13 protein-coding genes are annotated in these 18,310 nt (G+C 71.1%); 6 read left to right on the forward strand and 7 right to left on the reverse strand.

Annotated features, from left to right (window positions below):
• The first annotated feature begins 6 nt into the window (after nucleotides 1–6).
• A complete protein-coding gene (locus ACZ6SF_RS07670; RefSeq protein WP_466061371.1) occupies nucleotides 7–633 on the forward strand; it encodes an NUDIX hydrolase in 627 nt (208 codons plus the stop codon).
• A 6-nt stretch (nucleotides 634–639) separates the two neighbouring features.
• On the opposite strand, the gene ACZ6SF_RS07675 is transcribed toward ACZ6SF_RS07670, so the two are convergent.
• On the reverse strand, nucleotides 640–1,461 hold the full coding sequence (locus ACZ6SF_RS07675; protein ID WP_466061162.1) for an SDR family NAD(P)-dependent oxidoreductase: 822 nt from the start codon (nucleotides 1,459–1,461) through the stop codon (nucleotides 640–642).
• Between the two features lie 117 nt (nucleotides 1,462–1,578).
• Here ACZ6SF_RS07675 and ACZ6SF_RS07680 point away from each other — a divergent pair, with 117 nt between their 5' ends.
• Nucleotides 1,579–2,178, forward strand: coding sequence for a TetR/AcrR family transcriptional regulator (locus ACZ6SF_RS07680; protein WP_466061164.1), 600 nt, complete (start codon nucleotides 1,579–1,581; stop codon nucleotides 2,176–2,178).
• A gap of 65 nt (nucleotides 2,179–2,243) precedes the next feature.
• Nucleotides 2,244–3,047: a putative protein N(5)-glutamine methyltransferase gene (locus ACZ6SF_RS07685; protein ID WP_466061165.1), complete on the forward strand. Its 804-nt coding sequence runs from the start codon at nucleotides 2,244–2,246 to the stop codon at nucleotides 3,045–3,047.
• Here the strand turns inward: ACZ6SF_RS07685 and ACZ6SF_RS07690 are convergent.
• Both ACZ6SF_RS07690 and ACZ6SF_RS07695 read right to left on the reverse strand, forming a co-directional pair.
• Complete coding sequence (locus ACZ6SF_RS07690; RefSeq protein WP_466061166.1) at nucleotides 3,031–3,858, reverse strand: SDR family NAD(P)-dependent oxidoreductase; 828 nt, start codon at nucleotides 3,856–3,858, stop codon at nucleotides 3,031–3,033. The genes ACZ6SF_RS07685 and ACZ6SF_RS07690 overlap by 17 nt on opposite strands.
• A gap of 45 nt (nucleotides 3,859–3,903) precedes the next feature.
• Nucleotides 3,904–5,472, reverse strand: coding sequence for a succinic semialdehyde dehydrogenase (locus ACZ6SF_RS07695; protein ID WP_466061167.1), 1,569 nt, complete (start codon nucleotides 5,470–5,472; stop codon nucleotides 3,904–3,906).
• A 176-nt stretch (nucleotides 5,473–5,648) separates the two neighbouring features.
• Here ACZ6SF_RS07695 and ACZ6SF_RS07700 point away from each other — a divergent pair, with 176 nt between their 5' ends.
• A complete protein-coding gene (locus tag ACZ6SF_RS07700; protein ID WP_466061168.1) occupies nucleotides 5,649–6,362 on the forward strand; it encodes a TetR/AcrR family transcriptional regulator in 714 nt (237 codons plus the stop codon).
• Between the two features lie 13 nt (nucleotides 6,363–6,375).
• Here the strand turns inward: ACZ6SF_RS07700 and recD are convergent, their stop codons facing one another.
• The 3 genes from recD to recC are packed head-to-tail and all read right to left on the reverse strand — an operon-like array spanning nucleotide 6,376 to nucleotide 15,123.
• Complete coding sequence (gene recD, locus ACZ6SF_RS07705; RefSeq protein WP_466061170.1) at nucleotides 6,376–8,286, reverse strand: exodeoxyribonuclease V subunit alpha; 1,911 nt, start codon at nucleotides 8,284–8,286, stop codon at nucleotides 6,376–6,378.
• A complete protein-coding gene (locus tag ACZ6SF_RS07710) occupies nucleotides 8,283–11,633 on the reverse strand; it encodes a UvrD-helicase domain-containing protein (protein WP_466061171.1) in 3,351 nt (1,116 codons plus the stop codon). Before ACZ6SF_RS07710 ends, recD begins: the two co-directional genes overlap by 4 nt.
• Nucleotides 11,634–11,670: 37 nt before the next feature.
• Nucleotides 11,671–15,123 (reverse strand): exodeoxyribonuclease V subunit gamma, encoded by a 3,453-nt coding sequence (gene recC / locus ACZ6SF_RS07715; RefSeq protein ID WP_466061172.1) that lies wholly within the window; start codon nucleotides 15,121–15,123, stop codon nucleotides 11,671–11,673.
• A 326-nt stretch (nucleotides 15,124–15,449) separates the two neighbouring features.
• Here recC and ACZ6SF_RS07720 point away from each other — a divergent pair, with 326 nt between their 5' ends.
• The gene (locus ACZ6SF_RS07720) at nucleotides 15,450–15,662 is read left to right on the forward strand and encodes a hypothetical protein (RefSeq protein ID WP_466061173.1); all 213 of its coding nucleotides are present in this window, start codon (nucleotides 15,450–15,452) and stop codon (nucleotides 15,660–15,662) included.
• A 52-nt stretch (nucleotides 15,663–15,714) separates the two neighbouring features.
• Nucleotides 15,715–16,593 carry a serine hydrolase gene (locus ACZ6SF_RS07725; protein ID WP_466061174.1) on the forward strand — a complete coding sequence of 293 codons (879 nt, stop codon included), beginning with the start codon at nucleotides 15,715–15,717 and terminating at the stop codon, nucleotides 16,591–16,593.
• Between the two features lie 62 nt (nucleotides 16,594–16,655).
• On the opposite strand, the gene ACZ6SF_RS07730 is transcribed toward ACZ6SF_RS07725, so the two are convergent.
• The gene (locus ACZ6SF_RS07730) at nucleotides 16,656–18,140 is read right to left on the reverse strand and encodes a cytochrome P450 (RefSeq protein WP_466061175.1); all 1,485 of its coding nucleotides are present in this window, start codon (nucleotides 18,138–18,140) and stop codon (nucleotides 16,656–16,658) included.
• Nucleotides 18,141–18,310 lie beyond the last annotated feature (170 nt).

The following is an 18,310-nucleotide window of genomic DNA, read 5'->3' on the forward strand; positions in this document are numbered from 1 at the left end:
GGGCTCGTGGACCAATCGGCGGTATCGGTGGATGTCGTGGCGTTGCGGTTCTGGGCCGACGACGCCGCGGTGACGTTCGGGATCGCGGCCCGCGACCACGAGCCCTTCACCGGGCAGGTCGCGTTGCCCGGGGTGCTACTCGGCCGGGGTGAACGCCTGGCCGACGCCGCGATCCGGGCGGTGCGCACCAAACTGGGTGTGCCCGCCGGCGCCGTCGGGCCGGTCGGGCAACTGGTCACCTTCGACGAACCGCACCGCGATCCGCGCGGTCCCACGCTCTCGATCGTCATGTGGGCGGTGACCGGCCCGCACGAGGGACCCGCCGAATGGGTCTCCTTCGACGGTCCCCCGGCGCTCGCGTTCGATCACAACAGCATCGTGGCCGCCGCCCGCGGCCTGCTCTCCGGCCTGCTGTGGAAGGATCTCCCCCTCACCCGGGCACTGCTGGGCGGGCAGTTCCCGGCGACCCGGGCCGTGGATCTCACCGCCTCCCTGCAGGGCGCGCGGCCCGACGCGGCCAACCTCAACCGGACTCTGGCCGGTATCCCGGGGCTGCGGAAAACCGAGGAACGGCGGCGCACCAAGGCCACCGGGCGGCCGGCCGCGGTGTGGGCATTCGCCCCGGGTGAATAGCCTCCCTCAGCCCGGAGCCATCCGGCTGAGGTGCTCCCACTTCCGGCGCACCCCGGCGCGCGCCTCCTCCAGTTCCCGCACCTGGTCGAAGGATCCGCCGCCGACGATCAGGTACGGCGGCGGGTCCGCGAGCGCGACCAGTTCCATGATCGCCGGAACCGCGGTGGCCGGGTCGGGTCCGGCATCGTCGCCCCACATCCGCGCCAATTCGTCGCGCAGGCCGGCGTAGGGTGCCCCCGGCTCGGTCGCGGTGGTGCCGGCGGTGAAGAGACCGGTGTCGTACCCACCCATCTGCACCGCGGTGACCTTGATGCCGAAACTCGCGACCTCCATGGCCAGCGCCTCGCTGAACGATCCGAGGGCCGCTTTCCCGGCGCCGTAGAAACCCACCGACGCCATCCCGCCGCCCGCGCCCATCGAGGTGATCTGCAGGATACGGCCGGAGCCCTGCTCCCGGAGCCGCGGCACCACCGCCTGGGAGACCCAGACGGCGCCGAAGAAGTTGACGTCGAGGTGGGCCCGGATCTGCTCTTCGGTGGCCTCCTCCGCCATGCCGTACAGCATGGTGCCCGCATTGTTGACCACCACATCCACCCGGCCGAACGCGGCGAAAGCTCGTTCCACACCGTCGAATACGGCGTCCCGATCGGCGACGTCGAGGGAGAACCGGACCAGCGTGTCCGGGTGAGCGGCCGCCAGATCGTCGAGCGGACCGATGGCACGCGCGACCGCCACCACCCGGTCCCCCAGGGCAAGCGCGGCCTCGGCGAAGGCCCGGCCCAGACCTCGCGACGCACCCGTGATGAACCAGACTCTCGCAGTCGTCACAGTTGTTCTCCTTCCTACGAGACGATACGTCTCGTTTCGATGAGAACGAGTATGCGGCCCGCCCTACGCTCTTGTCAACCGAACCGTTGCGTCTCGCGAATCGGTAGGCTGCCGGGCGTGAGCACCACCCACAGTCCGGACCGCTCCCGGCGCAGCGAACGCTCCCGGCAGGCGATCCTCGCCGCGACCCGCGAGCTCCTCTCCGAATCCGGCTACGCCAAGGTCTCCATCGAGGCGATCGCGGCCCGGGCGGGCGTCGGCAAGCAGACGATCTACCGCTGGTGGCCGTCCAAAGGGGCCGTCATCTTCGATTCCTTTCTGGCACTGGGGGAATCCGAGGAGGGGGCCGGGATCGAGCTCCCGGATTCGGGCGACCTCGAGACCGATCTGAAACTCGTCATGCGGGCGACCGCGGCCGAATTCGCCGACCCCGATTTCGAACGCCCGATCCGCGCGCTCAACAGCGAGCTCGTCCACGACCCGGAGCTGGCCGCGCTCTACCGGGAGAAACTCGCCGCGCCCATGGACGAGGCCAAGAAGGCGCGATTGCGCAGCGCGCAGCGCGCGGGCCAGCTCGCCGCCGGCGCCGATCTCGATCTCGTCCTCGAAACGCTCTACGCGCCGCTGTTCCAGCGCTGGCTGCTGCGCACCGGCCCGCTCACCGCGGACTACGCCGACGCTCTCGTCGATATCACCCTGCGCGCGTTCGCCCCCTGACCGCCGGCCGGAAACACCGGCGTTATTTCCGTGCGCCGCGCCCGCCCACTCGACAGACTGACCGAATGACCGCGTTCGATACCGAGGCCGTCACCGGCCGGCTCCGCGCGGCCGGCTGCGTCTTCGCCGAGGAAGAGGCGCGACTACTGGTGGCGGCCGCGCGCACCGAAGCCGAACTGACCCGGCTCGTCGCACAGCGCGTCGCCGGAACCCCGCTCGAGTACGTCCTGGGCTGGGCCGAGTTCCGCGGGATCCGGGTGGGTGTCCGCGCCGGGGTGTTCGTCCCGAGACAACGGTCTGCGTTACTGGTCGACGAGGCGGTCACGCTGGCCGCCCGGCGCGGCGCCCGCACCGTCGTGGATCTGTGTTGCGGTTCGGGTGCGCTGGGGCTGGCGCTGCTCACCGAATTGGCCGCCGGACCCGCGCCGCTACCGGACCTGTACGCCGCCGATATCGATCCGGTGGCGGTCGGCTGCGCCCGCGAGAACCTCGCGGCGGTGGGAGGCCGGGTCTACCAGGGCGATCTCTTCGACGCGCTGCCCGCGACCCTGCGTGGGCGCGTCGACATCCTGCTCGCCAACACCCCGTACGTACCGACGGGGCATATCGCGCGACTACCGCCCGAGGCCCGTGAGCACGAACCGGCCGCCGCGCTCGACGGCGGCCCGGACGGGCTCGACCCGGCCCGCCGCACCGCCGCCGCGGCGCCCGCGTGGCTGGCTCCGGGCGGCTGCCTGCTCATCGAGATCGGCGCCGATCAGATACCCGCCGCCACCGCACTGCTCGCCGCGGCCGGACTGTCCCCGCGCATCGCGACCGCCGGCGATCCGGCGGCCACGGTGGCGGTCGGCACTATTTCCGGCCGGTGAATTCGTCCATGGAGTGATAGACGCCGACCGTGTTCAGGAACAGATCCCGCAGTTTGATGGGCAGCAGACCCGACAGCACCTTGTTCAACCGGGAGGTCCACGGCAGGATCACCACCGGGGTGCCCTTCTTCATCTCCGTCCAGGAGGTGTCCACGACCTTGTGCCGGTCCAGGATCGGGGTGAGCCAGAATCCCTTGGCGCCCTCGAACATTCCGGTGTCGATATAGGTCGGGCAGACGGTGGTGACCCGGACATGGGCGTGACCCGCCTGCTGCAGTTCGATGCGTACCGAATCCGACCAGCCCAGCGCCGCCCATTTCGAGGCGGCGTACACGCTCATCCGCGGATTGTGCACCAGACCGGCCGAGGAGGCGACGGTGAGTACCCGCGCCTCGCCGGTACCGGACACCATGGCGGGCAGGAACTCCAGCGTCACGTACATGGGCGCGAGCGCGTTGATCGCCATGGTCCGGTCGATATCGTCGCGATCCTTCGTCTCCCAGAAGTAGGTGTTGCCGCGGACGATACCGGCATTGTTGACCAGTACGTCGATATCGCCGACCTCCAGCCGCACCGCGTCGGCGGCGGCGGAGACCGCGGTCCGGTCGGAGATATCGACCCGGTAGGTGTGCACGGCGCCGCCGGCGGCGGTGAGCTCGGCGGCGGTTTCGGCGAGCGCGGTCTCGTTGATATCCCAGAGCACCACCGCGGCGGCGCCTTCGCGCACCGCCTGTTCGGCGAACAGTTTGCCCAGACCCATGGCCGCGCCGGTGATCAGCACCTTCTTACCGGCCACTGTATCCAGTTTCATCGCTTGTATTCCTTGTCGTCCTACGGAAACCGATCCGGCAGTGGCCTACTTCTGCCGCAGCGTCTTCATCACCCGGAAGTAGAGTGTCATGGTTTTGGCCCAGGCCGCCTCCGACATACCCGGCAGCGGCGCGATCGGCAGGAGCCGCTGCACCGCGATGGTCTGGGTGTCGACATACTTCAGCAGCCCTTCGGGCCCGTGCCGGCGACCGGTGCCGGAGATCCCCACACCACCCGAGGGGGCGTCGGCGCTGCCCCACGCGGCGATGAAACCCTCGTTCACGTTCACCGAGCCCGCGTTGATGCGCGCGGCGAATTCCCGGCCGCGCGCGGCGCTGCGGGTCCATACGCTGGCGTTGAGTCCGTAGGGGGTGTCGTTGGCCTGCTCGACGGCCTCGTCGTCGCTGTGCACCTTGTAGAGCGAGACGACCGGGCCGAAGGTCTCCTCGCGGTAGACGGTCATATCCGAGGTGACACCGGCGAGCACCGTGGGTTCGTAGAAGTAGGGGCCGAGATCGGGCCGGTGGGTCCCGCCGGCCAGCACGGTGGCGCCCTTGGCGACCGCGTCGTCGACATGCGCGCGCACCGTGTCGAGCTGGCGCGGGAACGTCAGCGACCCCATATCGGTGGAGTAGTCCAGGGGTGAACCGAGCTTCAGCGCCCGGACCGCGGCCACGAATTCGGCGGTGAACCGGTCGTAGACGTTCTCGTGCACATAGATGCGTTCCATCGATTCGCACAGCTGGCCGGCCGAGGCGAAACTGGCCCGCACCGCCGTTTTCGCGGCGGCCACCGGATCGGCGTCGGAGAGCACGAGCAGCGGGTTCTTCCCGCCCAGTTCCAGCGAACAGCCGATCAGCCGCTCCCCCGCCTGACGGCCGATGGTGCGGCCGGTGGCGCTCGACCCGGTGTAGTCGACATAGTCGGCCCGGTCGATGATCTCACCGCCGATCACCGACCCGCGGCCGAGCACGATCTGCCAGAGATCCTTCGGCAGCCCGGCGCGCACGGCGGCGTCGACGGCCCACAGCGCGGTGAGCGCGGTCTGATTATCGGGGCGGCCGACCACCGCATTTCCGGCGACCAGCGCGGGCAGCGCGTCCGATACGGCGAGGGCGAGGGGGTAGTTCCACGGCGAGATCACGGCCACGACACCCTTGGGCCGCTGCCGCACCTGCACATCGGTGAGGACCGGCAGCACGCCCCGGGGGTTGCGCCGGGCGAGCAGCCTGGGGGCCGTGGCGGCGTAGTACCGGGAATTCACCGCTACATCGCCGACCTCGTCGAAGGCGTGCGCCCGCGATTTACCCGTTTCGGTCTGCACGATATCGAGGATGGTGTCCTGTTCGGCCAGGACCAGATCGTGGAAGCGGCGCAGTACCGCGGCGCGCTCCCGCACCGGTACCCGGGCCCACTCCCGCTGCGCCGCGCGGGCCCGCTCGAACGCGGCCTCGATATCGGCGACCGAGGACTGCGGCAGTTCGGCGATCCGCTCCCCGGTGGCGGGCGCGACGACCGTGACCGCGGGCGCCCCGCCCGCCGCGGCCCGGTCGAGCAGCGGTTTCACCAGGTCCGGGGTCAGTGCGCCGGTGGCGGGACGCTGGGCGGTTGTCATGGGTCGGCGTCTCCTGGGCGAGTGCGCGCCGTGTGATCCGCACGACGCAGAGATTAATTGAACAGTGGTGTTAGAGTAATCCCCGTGCCGCCTGCCGTGTCAAGGGCTCCGTTTCCCGCAACAGCCCGAACCCACCGCGCACTGTGGGATGTCACATCCGGACCGGGACGCGTCCCGTGACCACCGGCGACAGCCGGCCCGGAACCGCCGATCCGCCCAGGCGCGGCCGCCCACCGCAGACACGGGAGCAGGCCGACCAGGTACGGGCCCGGATCGTGGCAGCGACCGCCGAGGTGTTCACCCGCGGCGGCTCCCGCGGACTGAGCGTCGCGCAGATCATCGATCAGGCCGGACTGTCGCGCCCGACCTTCTACCGCTATTTCGCCAATGCCACCGAACCCCTCAACGCGGTACTCGAGGTGTCCAACGCCGGACTGGTGGGCGGAATCGCCGCGGCCCTGGAAGCGAGCGCGGAGGGCGTGGAACTGGGGATCCGCCTCATCGACGCCTACCTCGACTGGGCTCGCGGGCACGGTGCGATGTTGCGGCCGCTGTTCGCCGAACTCCACGATCCCGGGTCGCCGGTCTCGGGGTTCCGCAACGACGCCCTCGACGGCATCCGCGCGACCGTCCGCGCCAAATTCGGCGAACTCGGCCGGCCGGTCCCGGCCCCGCTGGACCTCGACGCGGCGCTGCACGTCTGCGAATACGTGGTCTACCGGATATCGGACGCCTCCGCGCCCGGCCGCGAACCCGACCCGGAGACGGTGGCGGCCGCCCGGCTGACCATGATCCGCGTGGTCCTGGCCACGCTCGGCAATACCGACGACGTGCTCTACGCGATGGCGCTACCGGGGATCTTTCCCGCGGCGGGCCCGGCCGCGGACTGATCCGCTCGCGCCGTCACCCCCGCGGATCCGCGTCCGCGGCGGTATCGAGACTCAGCCCGCTGGCGCGCAGGACATGCCGGTCGATGGCGGCCCGGATGGCCTCCTCGGTCCCCAGGATCCGCACATGCCGGCGGGCCCGGGTAATCGCCGTGTACAGCAGTTCCCGGGTGAGCAGGGTCGAGCCCGGCTCCGGGAGGACCACGGTCACCGCGTCGTACTGGCTGCCCTGGCTGCGGTGGATCGTCATGGCGAAGACCGTGACCACCGAGGGGAACCGGGTGGGATGTACGAGATACGGTTCGTCGCCGCGCTGCAGCGCCACCCGCAGCGATCCGTCGGGGCGGCGCAGCACCACCCCGGTATCGCCGTTGTAGATGCGGGCCTCGTGATCGTTGGCCGTCACCAGCAGTGGCTGCCCCGGATACCAGGTGCCCGTGCGGTTCTCGGGCCCCGCGCCCGCCGTCGCCGCCCATTCGGCCGCCGTCCGGTCCCACTGCTCCACACCGTAGGGGCCCCGGCGGTGGGCACACAGCAGCCGATGGGATTCGAAGGCCTCCAGGGCGGCGGTGGCGTCACCGTCCAGCGCCGCCGCGGTGACCCGGTGCGCGGTGGAGACGACATCGGCCCGGACGGCGGCGATTTCGTCCGGGCCGAGCAGTTCGAGCATATCCCCACCGGCGCGAAGCAATTCCAGCGCGGTCTCGGTATCGCCCGCCCGCACCGCGACCGCGAGTTCGGCGATCCGGCCGCCGAACCGGCGGCCGCGAGTGAGCCGGACGATCCCGCCGCGCAACCGGATTCGCTCCCCGGCGGTGAGCGCCTCCGGACCGGCGGCGTCCGCGCCGGCCGGATCCGGGGCCTCGGTTCCCGCGAGGCCCGCGAATTCCGGAGCGTCGCCCGATTCGAACGGGGAGGCCACCAGATCCGCGAGCACCGCGCCCGCGTCCACCGACGCCAGCTGGTCGGGATCACCGGCCAGGATCAGCCGGGTATCGGGACGGAGCGCGGCCAGCAGCCGGCTCATCATGGTGAGCGACACCATGGAGGTCTCGTCGACGACCACCACGTCGTAGGGCAGCCGGTTGTGCTCGTGATAGCGGAACCGGGTGGTACGGCCGCGCTGCCAGCCCAGCAGCCGGTGCAGGGTGGCGGCCGACAACTCCGGCAGCCCCAGCGCCGCGGCCTGGTCGCGCACGGCCTCCTGCAACCGGGCGGCCGCCTTGCCGGTGGGTGCGGCCAGCGCGATCCGCAGCGGGGCCGCACCGGACCCCGCGTGCGCCACCAGCAGCGCCAGGATCCGTGCGATGGTGTGCGTTTTCCCGGTGCCCGGTCCACCCGCGACCACGGTGGTCCAGTGCGTGGCCGCCAGCGCCGCGGCCACCCGCTGCCGGTCCGGCACCGGGCCGGCCGGCCCGAACAGCCGGTCGAGTTCGCGGCCCACGACCGCCGCCTCGACGACCGGACGGCCGGAGGCGCGTTCGGTGAGCACCCGGCGGATGATCTGTTCCTGCCGGTAGTAGCGATCCAGATACAGCAGCGGACCGCTGCCTTCCCGCGCCGGATCCACCAGCCGCAGTGGGCGCAGCGGACCGGCCGGACCGCCGCGCACCAGCACGCTGTCACGGAGCGCGGCCACCACCGAGCTCTCGTCCGGCCAGGGCAGATCCGCCGGATCCACGGCTTCGGCCCGCTCGTCCTCGGCGTCCACGCCGATTTCGCGGATCCGGCTCAGGTCCAGGCAGACCGATCCCGAGCGCACCGCGCGCACCGCCAGCGCCGCGGCGAACAGCACCAGTTCCGCGTCCTCGCCGCCGAGCCTGCCGAGCCGCTCGGCGACATGTACGTCCGCCGCCGCGAGCACCCCGGCCTCGTTGAACTCGCGCAGCATCCCGGTGCCCCGCTGGGCCACCCTGATCGGGATCACGGCGCACCTCCCGCGAGCAGATCCGACAGCGCGCGGATCAGATCCGGCGGCGGCGTCCAGTCGAATACCCCGGCGCCGTCCGGGGTCTCGGGCCCGATCATCGCGCGAACGAACAGATAGCGGATACCGCCCAGGTGGACGGCCGGATCGTAGTCCGGCAACCGCCACCGGAGATAGCGGTGCAACGCCACCGAGTACAGCAGGGCCTGCAGCGGGTAGTGGGAGCGGATCATCTCGGCCGCCATCCGGTCCCGGGTGTAGTGCGCGACGGTGAGATCGCCGGTGCCGAGCCGGTTGGTCTTGTAGTCGACGACGATATAGCGCTGGTCGGGAGTCCGCAGCACCGCATCGATACTGCCGGTGAGGTATCCGCGCAGCGGTACATCGTCGAGGGTGTCGAGTTCGTCGGCGTAGGCGTAGAAGATATCGCCGGGCGCCAGATGCGCGCGGACCGCCGCGGCGATCCGGCCGAGCCCGGCGCCCGTTCCCGACGGCGCGTCCCCGCCGGCGAGCGGGAGTTCGAACTCGAGTTCGCACAGCCGGTCCCGGCCGGATACATCGGCGAGCGATCCGAAACCGATCGGGGTGCGCAGCACCGCCAGCAACGCGGTCGCCAGTGTTTCCGGGTCGGCGCCCGAGAGCATCTCGGCGATCGCGTCGAGGCACCGGGCGCGTACCTCACCGTCCAGATCCGCGGCGTCGGTATCCACGCGTTCCAGCACCGCGTGCACCAGCGTGCCGAATTCGGCGCCGTAGGGCAGCGTGTTCATCAGCGACGCCGCGCCGGGAGCGGGTTCGGCCGCGGCTGCGGGAACCTCGGGCTCGTCACCGGGGCCCGGCGCTTCCTCCGGTTCGGTCTCGGCGGCGGGGTTGTGGGCGGTGGCGGTCAGGGCCGAATAGGACGTGCGCCGCCACTGGTCGTCGAGAGTCCGGTCGAACGTCGCGACCGACAGGCTGCCGGGTGCGGGCTCCGCGCGGGGCCGCAGGACGGGGATCTCCGGACCGGGGTCCGCCGCGGTCACCGAGATCGCACCCTCCGCCCCCGCCGCCCGGTCCCGGATCCGCTCGATCGCCACCGCGTCCTCGGGGACCGGGGCTCGCGATTTCGGCTGTGCCGCATCCGCCGCGCGGCCGAACAGCAGCCGGTGCAGCGGCGCGACCCCGGTCCCGAACGACGGCGCCCACCACGCCACCACCTGATAGCACGCCCGGGTGAGCGCCACATAGGCCAGGCGCAGTTCCTCCCCGGCGGATTCGCCGTCGGCGTGTTCCTTGCGCAGCGAGTAGCCCGGCGCGTCGGGTCCGCCGATATCGAGGACCCGCGACCCGTCCCGGTGCATGAGCAGGGTGGCCGGTTTCGGATCGGCGGAACTGTCCCACGCGAACGGGAGATACACGAGGGGGAATTCCAGTCCCTTGCTGGCGTGAACGGTCGCCAGCTGCACCGCGGCGATATCGCGATCGAGGCGGCGGCCCCGGCCCGGTACCGAACCCGACACCGGATCGCGTACCCGGTCGGCCAGCCAGCGGGTGAGCGCGGTGAGCCCCAGGCCCTCGGTGGCCGATACCTCGTCCAGCAGCTGCGCGAGATGACGCAGATCGGTCAACCGGCGCTCACCCTGTTCCACCGCGAGCAACCGGGGCGCGAGCCGGGTCGCCGCCGAGATCCGCTCGAAGAGCGCGGCGAATCCGCTACGGCCGAACAGCCGTGCGGCATCGCGCAGTTCGGCGCTCACCCGGCCCACCAGGTCCGCGCCACCGGTATCGATCTCGGCGCCGGTGTATCCGAACAGCGGGGTCAGCGCGGCCAGCCGTACCCGGTCCGCGCGATGCGGCTGCTCGAGCGCGTACAGCACCCACAACCAGTCGGTGGCGCTGCGGGTGGCGAAGATACTGCTGCCGCTGGTGAGCACCGCGGGGACGCCCGCCTGTTCCAGCGCCGCGCGCACCACATCGAGCTGGGTGTGGGTACGCACCAGCACCGCGATATCACCGGGTCCGATCGGCCGCGCTCCGCCGCCGGTATCCGGGACATCGGCGGCATCGGACCGCCGGGCGGCCCGTCCCGACAGCTCCGCCCCCGATTCCAGCAGCGCCACGATATCGGCGGCCAGATCCGCGGCGACCCGGGCCCGCTGCCGGTGGATATTCGGGAAACCCGATATACCGCGCGGGCCGGCGCCGGTACGCGGCAGACAGCGCAACCGCAGCGGGGTGATCAGCTCCTCCGGTCCGGTCAGCCGGGACCACGGCTGGGTCGGCGCGACCGGGGCCACCACGATATCGTCGTGGCCCAGCGCCGCGCCGCCGAGCAGATGCTCCAGCGCCCGGAGCAATCCGGCGTCACTGCGCCGATTCGTGGTGAGCTCCCGGCGGGCGGTCGCGTGGCCCACCGCGTCGAGATAGCTCAGTACTTCCGCGCCGCGGAACGCGTAGATCGCCTGTTTCGGGTCACCCACCAGGATCATCGGCCGGTGCCCGTGGAAGGCGCGGCGCAGAATCTCCCACTGCAGCGGGTCGGTGTCCTGGAATTCGTCGACCAGCACCACGCGATACCGGTCGCGGATCCGGCGGCAGGCGGCCTCACCGCGCTGCGGATCGGCCAGGATATCGCGCAGCAGCACCAGGAGATCGTCGAAATCACGCACCCCGGCGAGCCGTTTGCGGCGTTCGGTCTCGGCCCGCACGGCCTCGGCGAAATCGACCCGCTGCGCGGAGGACTCGTCGCTGTCCGGCGCCAGGAGCGCCTGCCGGTCGCGCACCGCGGCGAGCGCGAACCGGTGGGCCTGCTTCACGGTGAACGGGGCGGGGGTGCGCGCGTAGCGGCCCAGGTACAGGTCCTCGACCACCGCGTCGATGATGTCGTCGGCCTCCTCCACCAGCCGCGCGCCGGGATCGAGATCCCCCGCGAGCCCGAGTTCGCCGAGCATCCGCTGGCAGAAGCTGTGCGTGGTGGCGATCACGCCGGCGTCGAAATCGGAGAGCGCGGCGAGCAGCCGGGCGCGCCGGGCGCGCACCTCGGCCGGATCGGCGGTGGCCAGATGGCGTACCAGATCATCGGTTCCGGTCCGCGCGGTGTCGGGATCGGCCAGCGCGGCCGCCACGGCGACGAACCGGTCGCGGGTCCGTTCGCGCAGTTCCTGCGTCGCCGCCCGGCTGAAGGTCACCAGCAACAGGCGTGCGATATCGATTCCCGCCTCGGCGACATAGCGCACGGCCAGCCCGACGATCGCATACGTCTTACCGGTACCGGCACTGGCCTCCAGCACGGTGGTGCCCTCGGGCAGGTCCCCGCAGAGATCGAACGCGTTACCCGAGGACGGCGGCGAGACAGTGGTCGTGGTCATCGGCAGCCTCCCGCCCGATGCCCCGTCGGCCCGGCGGTCACGGCTCCCCCTGTCGTTCGGCACGCAGCAGCGGTACCCACAGCCGGCGGGCGATGGAACCGAACCGGGTGGTCTCCACGGGTTCCCCGGCCGGCGCGGCGGCTTCGGTGAGATCGCGCAGTTCCGGGGCCGGCCCCCAGATGTAGCGCAGATTCCGGTCGGTGTGCTCGGCGAACTCGCGGCGTTTGTCGCCGCCGCCGAACTCCCGGTCGGCGGCGACCAGGGCCTCCTCGGGAGGCAGCCGGCGGTACCGGGCCTCGGCATAGGCGGCGGTGGCCGCGGTCGAAATGGGCAGCGGCTCGGCCAGACCGGCGTCGCGCAGGGCGACCAGCGTGCGCAGGATCGACGTCGCGTCGGCGGCGCCGGGCGCGGTGAGTTCGGCTCGCCACGCCGGGGTGGGAAACCGGCCGCGGCCGGTCACCGCGGCCCGCCACGCCCCCTCCTCGCCGGCGGCCAGCGCCAGCAGGGAAACCCACGCCGACAGACGGTGTTTCGGCGCGACCCGGGAGAAGGTGGTCCGGACGAGCAGATCACCGCGCACCTCGGCGACGGTACCGGTCAACCGGCGGTCACCGCCCAGGTCCACCGCGATATCGATATCGCGCGGTGTGTGTTCGTAGTCCGGCGCGGCGGCGCGGACCAGGGTCTCGACCGTGCGTTCCACCTCGTCGAGTACCGCCCGGCCCAGCTCGGCCGGGGGCAGCGTGCCGCGGCGCCATTCCGCGGCACGCAGATCCGCCGGATCGGCGCCGGCCAGCCGTGCGCCGAGCATCCGTTCGCCCAGCGCCCAGCGGTCGAGCCCGCCGAATTCGATGGGCAGCCGGTCGGCCGGGTCCTCCTCCTGGTCCGGCACCCGCAGTCCCAGCCGCTGCCACAGGAAACCCCGGACCGGATGCTCCAGGAACGCGATGAGTTCGGCGAGCCCGACCTCGGTGATCTCGGCGGCGGGCAGTGTACGGATGAGCGGACCGGGCGGCGCGATCGGAGACGCGGTCACCGCCTGCGCCGCGGCGAACGCCACCGCGTCGAAGGAGAACGGCCGGGCGGCGGCGAAATTACGCCGATCGTGGGGTTGCAGCGGATGGCGGGTCAGAACCGCGGACATCCCGGCGGGTCCCACATGGGCACGCAGGGTGTCGAGGAGTTCGGCGATCGGGACCGCGGGCGGCCGATAGGCGCCGGTGACCGGGTCGGCGCCGGTGTGCACGACGACCAGGGTGTCGCGGGCGGCCATGATCGCGTCCAGCAGCAACTGCCGGTCCTCCGAGCGCGGATCGCGTTCGCCCGGCAGCGGATCGCGGGCCGGCACCTCGTCGCCGTCGGCGCCGCCCGCGCGGGGGAACACCTCGTCGTCCACTCCCAGCAGCACCACCACCCGGTGGGGCACCGAGCGCATCGGAGTCATGGTGCAGACGGTGAGTTCACCGGTGCGGAAGTTCGCGCGAGTGGGCGCCGCGGCGAGCCGTTCCTGCAGCAGCACGGTGACATCGTGATGCCGCAGCGGCACATCCGCAGCGTGCGCCGTGGCCGCGGCGAGCTCCCGGCGGGCCTCGGTGCGGATCCAGGCCTGGGATTCGGGGATATCGGTCAGCAGGTCCAGCGCCCGCCCCAGCACCGCCGACCACTGTGCCGCCGGGGCGGGTCCGCGCAGGTCGCGCAGAATCGACGCGAGCCGGTCGATGTATTCGGCGAACCGGCCGGCCAGGTCGATATCGTTGCTGTCCACATCGTCGAGCGGCAGCACCCGGTCCAGCCAGTCCTGCGAACTCTCGTCCGCGGTGACCCCCAGCAGGATCCGGTCGATCGCCGCGTTGAGCGTGTTCTGCTCGAAATCCCCGAGACCGAAGGCCCGGCGCTGCCGGCGCCCGATACCCCACCGGGCGCCGGCCTCCACCGCCCATTCCCGCATCCGCTCGATATCGTCGTCGTCGAATCCGCAGGCACGGCGCACCGGTTCGGACGCGGCCAGGTCCAGGACCTCGGTCACGGTGACCCGGCCCCGGGCCAGCTCCAGCAGTGTCGCGACCACCCCGAGCAGTGGATTGGTGATCGCCCGCCCGCGGTCGGCCAGCCGGACCCGTAACCGGTGACCGGGATGGGCCGCGTCGTCGCGCACGTCGGCGGCGCCCGGCCCCGGATGACCGAACGCCGCCCGTACCAGCGGGGCGAACGCCTCGACCTCCGGGCACATGATCAGGACATCGCGCGGTTCGAGAGCGGGATCGGCGGCGAACAGTCCCAGTAGGCATTCCCGCAGGACCTCGACCTGCCGCACCGGGCCGTGGCAGGCATGCACCTGGACGCTGCCGTCACCGGCGCAGGCCTGCTCCGGGTCCGGCCGGCGGTCGTCGCGGATATGCGCCTGCAGATTCCGCAACAGGCTCGGCGGCGCGGTATCGCGCGGATCCTCGTGGTGGATATCGGATATCGTGGCGGGCAGCCGCGACTGCAGTTCCCGGATATCGCGGCTCAGCCCGGCCAGCAGTGGATGCCGGACCAGTGTGGCGGAATCGTCGTGGGCCCGGGCCCGCTCCGGGACGAACAGACCCGGCCCCGTTCCGCTCGCCCCCGCGGCGGAGCGGCGGGCCGCCAGGGCGTCCCACATCACCGGACTCGGATGGGCGAGCCACAGGTGCAGCTCACGGTGTTCGGCCATGGCGGCGAGGACCGCCAGCTGGGCCGCGGGCAACCGGGTGGCGCCGAACACCGACAACCGATCGGGCAACGGTACGGCCGCGGGGTCGGCGCGCAGCCGTGCGCAGGCCGTTTCCAGCCGCTCGGCGGGCCCCGGGGCACCCACCACCGCGCGCAACCGGCGCCACAGTGCGGGCTGCCAGCACAGATCGGCCGGCAGCGGGTTCCCGGCGCCGTCGGTATCGGCGCCGGACGCCCAGTCGGTGATCAGTGTGGGTCGCTGGGTGGCGTATCCGTCGAACAGTGCGGCCAGGCGCGCGGCGGTGGCATAGCGGCGGCCGCGGCGGTGCGCCGCTCCGGACTCGGCGAGCTCGTCCGCGTCCCCGGACTCGTCGTATTCCGGCCGGGTATCGGCGGATTCGGGCCGCTCGTCCGGCGAGGTGGCGCCGAGGTGATGCGCCAGGACCGCGCACCACGGCTCGCCCACCGATTCGTCGATCACCCGCAGCAGCGTCCAGACCACCCGGTCGGGCGCCCAGGGATCGGTGTGGGGCTCGAATCCGGCGGTATGCGAGAGGATCTCGTCGACCAGGGCCGCGGGGGCCGGGAACCGGATATTCGCGGCGATCCCGTCGCCGGTGGCACCGGAGACGCCCAGAACTCCCGAAAGCCGCTGCGTCAGCCAGCGTTCCACACCCTTCGCGGGCACGGCGACCACCTCGGTGGCGAACGGGTCGGGCAGCGGCTCCGCCAGCAGCTCCGCCAAGGCGCCCGCCAGCACGTCCGCGCGTTCGGCGCGATGGATCCGCAGCGCCATCTCCGCCCTTCCGCTCGGCCCGTGCACCGTCCTTCGTGCGTCCGCGCTCCTGGGCGGCCGCCTGGTCAACCCCGTTTATACGCCCCGGCTCCGACAGCCCTCGCCAACCCCCCGTGACGGTGACCGGACAACCCGGGGACAGCTGATCATCAGCTGAATGTCCCTAGCGCCGAATGCCTTTACCGGATAACTACCGGATCTGCACAGTGATTTGTCGCACATAAGCCACCGACACGCGGTGCGATGGCCGGGATCCGGCGGAGACGCTGTGTCACAGTGCAAACCCCGGGAGGAACGGGTAACTGCACGAAAGGCTGGTCGGTTCGATGAAAGCGCTGGTTGTGCCCCTGATACCGAGAGACGGGTTCACCGTCCGCCGCTGCGGCGAGCGATGGGAACTGGTCAACACCCGGCATTACGGTCGCAGCGTCGTACTGCATTCCTGGCCGCGCGAGCAGCACAGCGAGGCCTTCGACCACTGCTATCGCCTCAACGGGCGGTCGGCGGCAGCGGTGCGGGCTACCGCACGAGTGCGGTAGCCGTTCGGGAAAAACGTGCGCGCGGAGCGCCGATATGACAAGGTGTTCCCTCGTGCGTTCCCCCCTGCTCACCGGTGCGGCGTCCCGCGTGGCCGCACCCGCCACTGTCCTGGCCGCCGCCGCGATCCTGTTCGCCGGCGCACCCGCCGGTCTACCGTCGGCCGACGCCGTCCCGCACGCCCATACCCAGGGTTGCGCGCACGGATTCGACTGCGATATGTCCGGCCGGATCGAATCCGTCAACGCCTATCTCGACTCCCGGCCGGGAGTCACCGGCTATGTGATCCGGGACCGGCAGACCGGCGCTGTCTACGCCAGCCCGCACGCCGAGGATATGGTGTGGAGCGCCTCCACCATCAAGCTCGCCATCGCCGAGGACCTGCTCAACCGGGCCCGTGTCGGCGCGATCGCGCTGCCGCCGGAGGATCGCGGGCTCATCGAGCAGATGATGTCGACCTCCAACGATCAGGCCACCGATCTGCTCTGGAACAAGCATTCCGGATTCGACGGGCAGGCGTTCAACAACGCCTTCCGCGCCAACGGGATGACCAGCCTCGCCCCGCAGACCCCGCCGGGCGGGCGTCCGCAGTGGGGTTTCCAGAAGACGACCGCCGCGGATCTGGACCGGCTGATGTCGAATGTGCTCGACCGGATGCACCCGGACGACCGCAACTACCTGCTCGACCTGATGCGCCGCGTCGACTCCAACCAGCACTGGGGCGTCTGGGGAGCCGGCGCCGCGATGCGGCCGGGCCTGAAGAACGGCTGGTCCGAGGAGCAGGGCGGCTGGGTGGTCAACTCGGTCGGATTCGCCGGTCCGGGCGAACGCTATACGCTCGCCATCATGACGGCCATGAACGGCGAGGGCGGTTACCAGGAGGGTTCGGAAACCGATACCACCATCGCCGAGAACCTGCTGTCGGGCCGCTAGGACCCGTCTCCGTACGAAGGGCTCCCGTCCGCGACGGGAGCCCTTCGTCGTAAGCGGCCGGCTCAGCGCAGGCGGCGCAACCGCATCGGCGCATCGTCGCGCGGGAACGGAATCGTGGTGAAACCCCACGGCATCCGATAGTCCTGCGGGAAACTCCATTCGTAGTCGCGCACCATCGCCGAGATGATCGTCTTCACCTCGAAGGTGCCGAAGTGCATGCCGATGCATTTGTGCGAACCCGCCCCGAACGGCATCCAGGCCAGCCGGTGGGCCTTGTCCTCGCGGCGCTCCTCGGAGAAGCGCAGCGGATCGAAGACCTCCGGATCGGTCCAGAGCTCTTCGAGCAGGTGATTGACCTGGTAACCGAGGTCGACGGGTGTTCCGGCCGGAATATAGCGGCCGAGGATCTCGGTATCACGAACGGCGCGGCGCACCATGCCCGGGACCGGCGGCATCAGCCGCAGACTCTCCTTGACCACCAGATCCAGCGTGTGCAGGCTGTCGAGATCGGCGATGGCCGGGGCTTCGGCGGCCGAATCAAGTGCCAGTACCTCCTCGCGCACCCGCTGCTGCCACTCCGGATGTTTGCCCAGGTAGTAGGCCACCGCGGTGGCGGTGGTCGTGGTGGTGTCGTGCGCGGCCATGATCAGGAAGATCATATGGTTCACCACATCGGCGTCACTGAACACCGATCCGTCCTCGGCCCGCGCGTGGCAGAGTCCGGAGAAGAAATCGGGGGCGTCGCTGCGCCGCTTGTCCGGGAGCATCGCGGTGAAGTATTCCTCCAGCACCTTGCGGCCGCGCAGGCCCGCGCGCCATTTCCCGCCTGGAACGTTGTGCCGCACGATCGCCAGCCCGGCGTGGGTGCACGCGACGAAGGCGTCGGTGAGTTCGCGGCGTTCCGCGCCGACCTCGACCGCCATGAAGGTCTCGCCGGCGATATCGAGGGCCAGTTCCTTGATCGCCGGGAACAGCTGGACCGTCCGGGTGGCGTCACGCCCCTCGGGCACCCACCGGGAGATGGTCGAGCGCACCACGGGCGTCAGCTCGGCCAGATGCGCCTCCAGGCGGTCGCGGGTGAACGCCTGCTGCATGATGCGGCGGTGGAACATATGCTCGTCGAATTCGAGGAGCAGCAGCCCGCGCCGGAAGAACGGCCCGATGAAGTAGTCCCAGCCCTGCCCGAAATCGCGGCGGCGGCGGCCGACCACCTCGTCGAGGGCGTCCGGGCCCGCGGCGAACACCCGGTCCATACCCAGGGAACTGTTGATGCTGACCGGCCCGTAGCGGCGATACCGGTCGAGCATCTCGGCCGGACCCCACCGCATGTAGTGGAAGGTGCGGCCCATGTACGGGAGTCCGGCGTCCCCGCGCACCGCGACGGCCTCGCTCCCGTTCGGCGGAGTCGCCAGAATTCTGGGACGATCGGGGACCTTCAGCAACAGGCGATCCACGAGATGCCGGTGCGGTATCTCGATGAGCGCCGAGTTCTCGGTATCGGTGCGCGCACGCGATCGCCGCGCGGCGACACGGTCGACGGTGACCATGGCGAAACCTCCTGAGAGACAGCACCCATCGTATTGTCTTTGTTGCAACAGCTGCGCCGTTTCCACCGAATCGGTACTATCCCGCGCTCCCCCGATATCGGCACGCGATCGCTATGGTGGTGAGATGCCACACCGCGACCAGTGAACAACGGGCATCTAACTGTGTCCTC

It is taken from the genome of Nocardia sp. NPDC049935 (assembly GCF_055586645.1).